Source organism: Porphyromonas sp. CAG:1061, assembly GCF_000435035.1.
GTDB classification, from domain to species: domain Bacteria; phylum Bacteroidota; class Bacteroidia; order Bacteroidales; family Porphyromonadaceae; genus Porphyromonas_A; species Porphyromonas_A somerae.
The window spans coordinates 7,233-18,008 of the sequence record NZ_HF988894.1; the positions used below are offsets into that span (position 1 = coordinate 7,233).

The window sequence follows — 10,776 nt, forward strand, 5'->3', positions numbered from 1 at the left end:
GGCTGGAAGAAGAGCCCCGAGCAATCTAATAAGTGGCTGGAGGAGAATATGTTCCCACAGTATCCACTCGGAGACCTCAAAGATATTTAACCCATTAAATCGATAAGCGAGATGAAAAAGAGTTACGAGATAGTTATTTCGGGATTTGGAGGACAAGGAGTCCTCTCTATGGGTAAGATCCTTGCCTACTCAGGACTAATGGGTGGCAAAGAGGTGAGCTGGATGCCATCTTATGGCCCTGAGCAGCGTGGTGGTACTGCCAATGTGACGGTGATCATCAGCGAGGAGGGGATCAGTTCGCCTATCCTCAATGAGTATGATGTAGCGATTGTGCTCAATCAGCCATCCATGGATAAGTTCCTACCTATGGTAAAGAAGGGTGGAATCGTCCTCTATGATAGCAACGGTGTCTCCCACGTACCTGAGCGTGATGATATCAATGTATTCCGCGTAGATGCCGTGGACGAGAGTGTAAAGATGAATAATACCAAGGTATTTAACATCATCGTATTGGGTGGTCTGCTTAAGGTAGCCCCGATGGTGGATATCAATAATATTGAGGCAGGTCTCAAGAAGAGTCTTCCTGAGCGCCACCACAAGTTGATCCCACTCAACCTCGATGCCCTCAAGAGAGGTATGGAGATTGTAGTACAGGAGCGTGTAGCTAAGTAAAGCTCACCCCTGTAGAGTAAGTAAAAAGCCCCCTTCGGACTTATAATAGTCTGAAGGGGGTTTTTTGTATATCGTATGCTTTTTGTATATTTGCAAAGATAATAATAGGACTTAAAGTCGCTATTCACTAAATCATATTGTTACTTCTGAAGTGAGTGGGGGCAAAGGGTCTGTAGATATTTTTAATTTTTGAGGATACATACTATGAGCAATAGATGTCAATCAAGTAGTACCCTACTCCTTCAAAGACTAATTTTGGGAGTGGCAGTGCTACTTATCGGAGTATCCACTTCGTATCGTGCTGAGGCACAGACGGTGGCACTCAAAAACAATCTCGCCTACGATGCACTGCTGACGCCCAACCTATCGATGGAGGTGGCTTTGGGAAAGCAATGGACCATGGACCTGCAGTATGGGGCGAACTTCTTTTTCTATGAGAATGATGCCACTGCAGAGAACTACAAAACCAAAAAGTGGAGCCACTGGATGGTACAGCCAGAGCTGAGGTATTGGTTCTGCGAAGCCTTTAACGGCTGGTTCTTGGGTCTGCACGCACAAGGTGGTCAAGCCAATGTGGGCGGTATCTCTATCCCCTTTGTATTGCAAAATAAAGATGGGGTGATGAAGGATAATCGCTACGAAGTAGACGCCTTTTATGGCGGTGGCTTGGCAGTAGGATACCAGTGGCTGATTACTCCCCGCTTTAGCATGGAGTTTGAGCTAGGTGCAGGATACAATCGCATCCACTACAGCAAGTACCCATGTACTACATGCGGTGCCTTTAAGGGCAAGGGTGAGGCCGATTATGTAGGCCCTACCAAGGCAGCTATCTCTTTGGTCTTTTTCTTGAAATAACAAATGATGATGAATATGATAAAGCGACTAAGTGGTGTGCTACTAGCCCTTTGCTTGGTAGCCCCAATGTTAAGTGCTCAGAGTAAGGGGAAGCAATCCACTCACCTTTGGAACTATTCTGAGCCGGTGATGAAGTATATCGCTGCTACTGAGCACGACCCTATAGCTCAGCTTTCTATACAGCTGGAGGTAACTCCAGAGAGAGAGCTGAAGAGTACCGAGATCATTAAGGTGCAACCTCTTCTGGTCTCTAAAGATGGAAGGCATCGATGCCAACTTCCAGCTACTTTTGTGGCAGGGTCCAACCGATACAAGTATATCAAGAGAGCTGATAACCTCGGACACTCAAGGGTGTACCCCGAGGTAGCACTCAGTGATATACGCACGTGGAGGGAGGTGAAGGCTTCTCCCTTCGCCATTGCACAAAAGGTGCCATTCGAACCATGGATGGCAAGTGCTACCCTGATGATACAAGAGGAGCTATCGGGATGTGCCTCTTGTGGTGTACAAAACTATCGCAATCCTCTAAAGGCTGTGGATATTCCGCTATTCATTCCTGACATCAGCAAGATGGCTTATCACCAGCCTATGGTGGTGCGTCAGAAGGAGTATGAAGAGGAGTTTGTAAGCTATATCAACTTTAAGCTCGACCGCTATGAATTGCTGAAGGACTACAAGGATAATCAAAACGAACTCCGACGTATCGATGAATTTATCACTAAAGCACTGAAGCTAAATGAGCTTGGAGCTACCATCGGTAAGGTAGAGGTGACTGGTTTTGCTTCGCCTGAGGGTAACTTTGATTACAACCGCAGACTTTCACGCAATAGGGCCAATACTTTGATGAATCACGTGAAGGCTACTTATCCAGACTTGCTGAAGGCGGCAGAGTTTGAGGTGATAGGTGGCGGTGAAGACTGGGCAGGCCTTCGCCACGCACTATTCAATTCTACTGCTTCATTCAAAGATCAAGTGATCGCTATCATTGATAAGTACGATACCGATCTAGAGCGTGAGGCAGATATCAAAGCAATTGATGGAGGAGCTCTCTACAAGACGCTCCTTACTGAGTATTACCCACCACTCCGCCGGACTACTATTAAGACAAAGTACAAGGTACGTAACTACACCACTGAGGAACTACCTAAGGTGTACCAAGAGAAGCGTGAGCTGATGAGCCATAGCGAGTTGCTAGCACTAGCTATCAATCACTATGAGCAGCAAGGTAAGAGCCCAGTAGAAGTGCTTCGCTATGCCAATGAACGATTTGGCAAGGAGGATCCTATTGCTCGCTACAACCTAGCTCTAGCTATCCTCAAGTGGGAGCCTGAGAAGAGTAAAGAGGCACTGGAGCTTCTTAATACTCTGCCTAAAACAAGTGATGAGAACTATCTACGTGCAACGGCTCTATACCAATTGGGTGACCAAGAAGGAGCCTATAAGTTGATGCACTAATAAGAAAGTAAAAAGGGCTATATATACACTATTATTGAGAAAGTATTCATTACTATTCTATCTATTTTGTTGAGTGATGTATAGCCCACTTATAAGGAATGGGAGTAGTGTAAAACCACTGCTCCCATTCCTTTTTATATAACATTGAAAATGGTTAAAAAAACACCGGAGTTGGGGATTTTATAACCCACTGATATTCAATACCCTCATCTCATAAAAAACTGAGTTGCAACTAAGCAATTACTGAGATGCAACTCGTCGATCGCTTAGTTGCAACTCGCCGATCGCTTAGTTGCAACTCAACTTTTACCCTCCTACCAAGAAGAAAAAAATATAGCGATACAAAGAAGTTAAACTAACTGTTACGTAGTTGAAGATCTGGGCATATCATTCTCAGTATAGCTTAGTCAATATATATTCGTCAAATAAACTCATTGGAGTATTATTGGGGAAAGGACCTCGGTAGAGGTCCGTGTTAAATAGGCACACCTATAAATGCCCTACGGCAAGACCTTCATAATGCGTGAACAAATTCATTGTGGATAGAGGTGTGAATAGAGTGTGCAAAACTTCTTGATAACTTTTGGGCTAAAAAATAGGTATTCTCAATTAATTTCTTACTATAAAAAGGTTGGAGATTTACAATAGTTATCACTATAAAGTTACCAACTAATTACACACACACTCCCCAACACCCTCACCCCTTATCATTAGCTCTCTAAAAGTTATCCACAGGATACTATAGCGTTATTCACATAGATGCTTCTTTTCTGAGCATTATAGGGGGAAAGGAGTGTGGGTAAAATGTGAATAGATTGTGGAGATAGGTTCAAAGCAAATACATCGCATTAGTCATAGCTTCGTAACTTCACCGTAGCTTTTACTCTACTCACACACTCCACAGGCTTTATCATATTCTATTACCATCTAAACAAAATCCCATCTATATATCCCCTTCCCCTACTTTCAACCATATATATAATAAGATAAAGAAGCGTGTGGAAACGGTGGAAAACCTCTGCAGACGAAAGTAGAGAGCACTGGGATAAACGGTATTCTATCCTATTCACTTTTTCCAATTTCTATACGCTTTAGTTATACATTAAAAATAAACCAGAGATAACCTACCTCTATTTTCCCTGTGATTTTAGCGTTTTTTTTACACAAATTTGAATATAAGAAATATTATACCTATATTTGAGTTCTTAAGTATTCTGAGGACTGTGAAAAGACCTCTTTAACCTGAACTATTAAAAGCTAATTAATAACTTTTTTACTGAATTTATGAGAAGAATAGAACGCAAGGCTTGGCTACTTCCAATAGCCTGTTTTCTGCTCCCCGTCGTAAGTAACTCATCTAATGAGCTACTTGCCAATGACGAGAGTTCGAGCAAAACTTCAGTGGAGGTACAAGCTAAGACCATTACCCTAAAAGGGGTGGTACTCGAAGCTTCTAATGGTGAGCCCATACCTATGGCTACCATTCGTATCAAAAACCAAAACAAAGGAACCAATACCAATCTCGATGGAGAGTTTTCACTAGAGTGTAAGGTAGGTGATGTCTTAGTTATCTCCTTTGTAGGACTAGAGGAGCAAGAGTTTACCGTGAAAAACGCAGGCCCCGTCACTATCAAGCTCAAAGAATCCGCCGAGATGCTAGAGACAGTAGTAGTGACAGGTATGGTTGCTCAAGATAAACGTCTATTTACAGGAGCTACAGATAAGCTAGATGCAAAGGATGTCAAGCTAGATGGCGTTGCGGACCTAAGCCGTGGTCTCGAGGGAAGATCAGCTGGTGTAACGGTTCAAAACGTATCTGGTACTTTTGGTACAGCTCCAAAGATTAGAGTACGTGGTGCCACTTCTATTTATGGTGATTCAAAGCCTCTATGGGTAGTTGATGGTGTAATTCAGGAAAATGTGGTGGAGGTAAGTGCCGATGCTCTTAGCTCGGGAGATGCTACCACATTGATCAGCTCTGCGATTGCAGGGCTTAACCCTGATGACATTGAGAGCTTCCAAATTTTGAAGGATGGTAGTGCGACTTCTATTTATGGTGCCAAGGCGATGGCAGGTGTGATTGTGATCACTACTAAAAAGGGTAAATCGGGTACGAGTAGCTTTAGTTACACGGGCGAATTTACCTCTCGATTAATTCCATCTTACAATGAATTCAATATTATGAATTCTCAAGATCAGATGGGCTTTTACGAGGAGCTACGTCAAAAGGGATGGCTTACTTTTGCAGAGACTTTCAGGAGTAGCACCTCTGGAGAGTATGGTAGAATGTACCAACTAACTCACCAATACAATCCTACCACTGGTCAGTGGGGACTGCCTAATACACCTGAGGCACGTGCTGATTACCTCCGTGCTGCTGAAATGAGGAATACTGACTGGTTTGCGGAGCTTTTCTCACCAGCTGTAATGATGAATCACTCAATCAGTATGAGTTCGGGTACTGAAAAAAATCAGACCTATGTATCCCTCTCTGTAATGACTGACCCAGGGTGGATGGTGGCAAGTAATGTCAATAGGTATACCGCTAATCTCAATAATACTTATCACTTCAGTGATAAAGTGAATATCAATGCGATTGCTAATGTCTCTTATCGTAAGCAGAAAGCACCAGGTTCACTAAGTCAAGGTACGGATGCTGTGAATGGTACAGTATCAAGAGACTTTGATATTAACCCCTATTCGTATGCACTCAATACGAGTAGAACTTTGGATCCTAACGTAGCTTATACCCGTAACTATGCTCCATTTAATATCCATAAGGAGTTGGAGAATAACTATATGGATCTAGATGTATTTGATGCTAAGTTTCAGGGCGAAATAAGTTACAAACCTATACAGAGTCTTACTTTTAAGGCACTTGGAGCATTTAAGTATTCTGGTACAAAACAGGAGCATAAGATCAAGGACGGCTCCAACCAGGCCCTTGCCTATCGTGCAATGGGGGATGCCACCATTGTAGATAGGAACCCATGGCTATACACCGACCCAGATAAGCCCAATTCACTACCATTTAGTATACTTCCTAATGGTGGATTCTACAACATCAATAACTATAAGATGTACAGCTACGACTTCCGTCTATCAGGTCAGTACAATACAGTATTTGGTGAGAGCCACATCTTCAACACTTATGCTGGTATGGAGCTAAATGCTCAGGATAGGTCTAGTGATGGATTTGATGGATGGGGTATGCAATACTCCAATGGTGAAGTACCTTTCTGGGAATATAATGCCTTTAAGCACATGAAGGAGGGTAATTCAGATTACTACCACCTATACAATACACGTGTACGTACACTAGCTTTCTTTGCTACGGCTACCTATTCTTATCAAGGTAAGTATACATTGACTGCTACTGGACGCTATGAGGGTTCTAACCGTTTGGGAAAAACACGTAAGGCTCGCTGGTTGCCTACTTGGAACGTTGCAGCCGCTTGGAATGCTCATGAAGAGGATTTCTTCCGCGATCACCTTTCGGATGTGCTTTCTAACCTAACGCTTAAAGCATCTTACTCACTGACTGCAGATGCAGGCCCACGATGGGTAACTAACTCTCGTGTGATCATTGGAAGCTATAATCCATGGAGACCATCGGCAAGTGTAACTGAGTCGGGACTAGAGGTGCGTAACCTAGAGAATAGTGGACTTACCTACGAGAAAAAGCACGAGCTCAATGTGGGTGCTGATGTAGGTTTCTTGAATAATAGGATTAATCTAGCTGTTGACTGGTATAAGCGTAATAACTTTGACTTGATCGGATATACCAATACTCAAGGTGTAGGTGGTGAAGTTAATAGAATCGGTAACGTAGCCTCTATGAAGAGTCACGGTCTAGAAGTTTCCCTATCAACTCAAAATATCAAGACAAAGGACTTCGGCTGGACTACTAGCTTTATCTTTGGCTACAACTCCAACGAGGTAACTAAGCTTGATAATCGTAGTCGTGTGATCGACTTTATTACTGGTACTGGATTTGCTCGTGAAGGCTACCCCGTACGTGGACTTTTCTCAATTCCTTTTGATGGACTTGATGACGAAGGATTCCCCGTATTTAATATCAATGGGAATAAGATTACAAAAGACAATTATGGTGCTATCAACTTCCAGGATCGTGAGAATATCGATTACCTGAAGTATGAAGGACCAATTGATCCTACTATTAATGGTAGTTTTGGTAATATCTTTACCTACAAAGGCTTTCGACTCAACGTATTCATTACTTACTCAGGTGGAAATAAGTTGAGGCTTAATCCAGTATTCAGAAGCTGGTATAGTGACCTAGACGCTACACCTAAGGATTTCCAAGACCGTTGGATGGTGCCTGGTGATGAAAAGATCACCAATATACCTAAGGTGCTTTCTCAACTAGATGTATACTATAATGGTAATAGCGACAGAGGTTACAATGCCTACAACTACTCTACAGCTAGGGTAGCTAAGGGTGACTTTGTACGTCTTAAGGAGCTATCACTCTCCTACGATGTACCACGTGACTTCCTAGAGAGCCGCTTGAATTATCTCAAGAGTGCCTCTGTAAAGCTTCAAGCTACCAATCTGCTACTTCTCTATGCTGATCCAGAGCTGAGAGGGCAAGACCCAGAGTTTTTCCAATCAGGTGGTGTGTCTGCTCCTGTACCTAAGCAGGTGACCGCTACGCTAAGACTTGGTTTCTAATCGTGATAGAATGATATTTGATATGAAAATAGTAAATAAAATAATAGCTACTTTATCGCTCTGCTCCCTAGTAGCCCTATCTGGATGCAATAAGTTTCTTGATACTATGCCAGATATGCGTGCAGAGCTTGATGAGGAGCATAAGGTAACGCAGATACTTGTGGCTGCTTATCCCACACTCTTTCCTCTAGGAATATTGGAGCACCGTACCGACAACGTCGATGATAATGGAGATGCCTATCCACTTCCTGATATCTTTATCCAAGAGAATTATCATTGGAAGGGCAATACAGAGCCCGATTGGGATACCACTCAGAGACTTTGGCAGATGTGTTATCTGGCCATCTCCAATGCCAATCAAGCCCTAGAAGCTATTGAAGAATTGGGAGGTGCTACCACCCCTAGGCTCAAAGCTGCAAAGGCCGAAGCTTTAATGTGTAGAGCATATAGCCACTTTATATTGGTCAATGTATTTTCACAAGCTTACAATGGGCAGACCTCAGATTCTGATCTTGGTATACCTTATTCTACTGAGCCTGAGACTGAAATCGGTGTGAAGCATGAGCGTCCCAGCGTAAAGGAAAACTATGAGCAGATGGAGAAGGATATTCTAGAGGCACTCCCCGAAATATCCGAAGACTTTTATTCGGTACCCATGTACCACTTCAATAAGAGAGCTGCTCTAGCATTTGCTACACAGTTTTACCTCTATTACGAAAAGTGGGATAAGGCCGAGAAGTATGCTACAGAGGTACTAGGTACCAATATTGCACCTACTCTGCGTAATATCTCGGAGTATGCCAAGAAATATACCAATACCAAAGAGTGGACTTATGGCTATCACAGTGCTAAAGAGCCAGCCAATCTAATGATCGTGGCTACTCGCTCTCGCTGGGGTAGGAGGTACACGGATCGTAGGTATGCACATACTGGTCAGATCGCTAGTAAGCAGACACTTCGTAGCCCTGGTCCATGGGGTAGTCAATTGGTGGATTATGATGTACTCTACTACAGAGGCAATCCATCGCATATGGTGTGGTTACCTAAGTATCAGGAGATATTTGAATACACAGATGCTGTAGCTGGCATTGGCCAACCTCACGTGGTAGTATTCCCATTCACTACGGATAAGACCTTACTCCTCCGAGCTGAGGCTAGAGTGATGCTTGAGAAGTATGATGATGCCGCTAGCGATCTATCTATGTGGTATCAATCCAAGGGTGGAAATGGTGCGACGACCAGTGATATTAAGAGTTATTACAAAGGTTTGATGGAGGATCCGGAAGAGGTGAGCCCAGTGACGAAGCCACTACATCCTAAATTTGAATTGAAGGAGGGTGATCAAACTTATATGATGCAAGCTGTATTGCATGCCAAGCGTATCCTTTCGGTACATAGTGGCGAAAGGTGGGATGATATCAAGAGGTATGGTATAGAGATTACCCATAATCTATTCCAGGAGAATCCTATCACCTTGAAGTCCGATGATCCTCGAAAGGCACTTCCTATCCCTGCCCCAGTAGTGGCAGCTGGACTAACTCCTAACCCAAGTAACAATCTCTAAATATTTAAGTGTGTTATGAATAAACTAATTAGTAAATATACTTGGTCGGTACTACTGATAGCCCTTATTAGTATGATAGCTATGGGCTGTAAGGGTGACCAACCTGATGAAAATAAATCGGTCGTAAAGAAGCCCACGACGGAGAAGAACGCCTTTGATAAATGGTTGGATAAAAACTATGTCAATGCCTATAATGTAGACTTCAAGTATCGTATGGAGGATAATGAGCGGGATCGGTCAAAGCAGCTAGTCCCCTCAACCATCGAAAACTCAATGAAACTGGCCAACATCTTCCGCCATTCATGGTTTGGTGTCTATGATGAGGTAGCAGGCATGCACTTTATGCGTCGATTGGCTCCAAGAATTATACATATCGTAGGCTCTGCATCGTGGAATAATGATGGAACCATCGTCTTGGCTACTGCTGAGGGGGGGCTTAAGGTGACCATTTATCGTGGTAACTGGGTGAATGAAAAAAATCCCGACAACCTCAACGAGATGTACTTCAAGACTATGCACCACGAGTTTACTCATATCCTTCACCAAAATGTCAAGTGGCCACAAGAGTATAATACCATCAGTGCAGGTGGTTATGCCCCTTCTTCTTGGCACAATCGTAAGAAGATGAGTGAATATGCAGAACTTGGCTTTGTGACGGCATATGCAGGCCACTCTCCTAGCGAGGATATCACAGAGCTTACCGCCTGCTATATTACCTATAGCCAGGAGCAGTGGGATAAGATATTCAAGGCTGCAGGTGAAGAGGGTAGCGCCAAGATTCATCAGAAGCTAGAGATTATGAAGACCTATATGAAGGATAATTGGAATATCGATATGGATGTCCTTCGCGACGTCAATAATCGCCGACTTCATGAGATCCCACAGATGCAGTTGATCCTTCCTGATTGGGAGCCACTATTTGCCAATGTAGAGGTGCCAATGGCTGCTCCTACCAAAGCTGCTCAGGAGGCCTACTATAAGGCAGGTAGGATAGCACTTGAGAAGCAAATAAAGGTAGAGCCTAAGGACGCTAAGTTTGGTTCTCCTACCTTATGTTACATAGCTACTCAGATGGGTGATCATCTTGATGACGAAAGCACAGAGGCAGCTACTTCTAACGATTAAAACAATCAATTGACCTATGAAACGATTTAATATATATAGTTTGATGGCGGCACTATCACTCTTGATACTGGGTGCTTGTACGCCAAAACATGAGTCACTTTTCGACGAGTCCGCTAGTGAGCGTACTGCCAATGCTATGGCCGCACTTCAGGAGAAGCTACTCAGCTCTCCAAATGGCTGGATAGCCGAATACTATCCAGGTGAGCCAAGTGGTGAAAAGCAGTACGGTGGCTATGTGATGAGCATCATATTTACCAAAGATGGTGAAGCATTTATTTCCTCCGAACGAACTAGATCTAGCGATCATAAGTATTCGCGTGGTCAGTATGTGGTTAGTTCGGATGCAGGTGTGTCGCTCAACTTTGTTACCTACAATGAAGCACTACACTTCTTCGCTGACCCAGATTATC

7 protein-coding genes and 1 pseudogene are annotated in these 10,776 nt (G+C 43.4%); all 8 read left to right on the forward strand.

The genetic code is table 11. The features are described from left to right. A pseudogene (locus tag QVO39_RS03245) lies at positions 1-90 on the forward strand (thiamine pyrophosphate-dependent enzyme); the annotation flags it as partial. A 21-nt stretch (positions 91-111) separates the two neighbouring features. Then, positions 112-672 carry a 2-oxoacid:ferredoxin oxidoreductase subunit gamma family protein gene (locus QVO39_RS03250; RefSeq protein WP_018027763.1) on the forward strand — a complete coding sequence of 187 codons (561 nt, stop codon included), beginning with the start codon at positions 112-114 and terminating at the stop codon, positions 670-672. A gap of 204 nt (positions 673-876) precedes the next feature. Further along, the gene (locus QVO39_RS03255; protein WP_021903010.1) at positions 877-1,527 is read left to right on the forward strand and encodes a DUF3575 domain-containing protein; all 651 of its coding nucleotides are present in this window, start codon (positions 877-879) and stop codon (positions 1,525-1,527) included. Positions 1,528-1,530: 3 nt separating this feature from the next. Continuing rightward, positions 1,531-2,982 carry a DUF3868 domain-containing protein gene (locus tag QVO39_RS03260; RefSeq protein WP_021903011.1) on the forward strand — a complete coding sequence of 484 codons (1,452 nt, stop codon included), beginning with the start codon at positions 1,531-1,533 and terminating at the stop codon, positions 2,980-2,982. 1,284 nt (positions 2,983-4,266) lie between these two features. Then, positions 4,267-7,677: a SusC/RagA family TonB-linked outer membrane protein gene (locus QVO39_RS03265; protein WP_021903012.1), complete on the forward strand. Its 3,411-nt coding sequence runs from the start codon at positions 4,267-4,269 to the stop codon at positions 7,675-7,677. Between the two features lie 22 nt (positions 7,678-7,699). After that, positions 7,700-9,241: a RagB/SusD family nutrient uptake outer membrane protein gene (locus QVO39_RS03270; protein WP_288171712.1), complete on the forward strand. Its 1,542-nt coding sequence runs from the start codon at positions 7,700-7,702 to the stop codon at positions 9,239-9,241. A gap of 15 nt (positions 9,242-9,256) precedes the next feature. After that, positions 9,257-10,366, forward strand: a complete 1,110-nt coding sequence (locus tag QVO39_RS03275) for a zinc-binding metallopeptidase (RefSeq protein WP_018027759.1) — start codon at positions 9,257-9,259, stop codon at positions 10,364-10,366. Between the two features lie 16 nt (positions 10,367-10,382). Beyond that, on the forward strand, positions 10,383-10,776 hold a 394-nt coding region (locus QVO39_RS03280; protein ID WP_288171713.1), incomplete at its 3' end, for a DUF4302 domain-containing protein.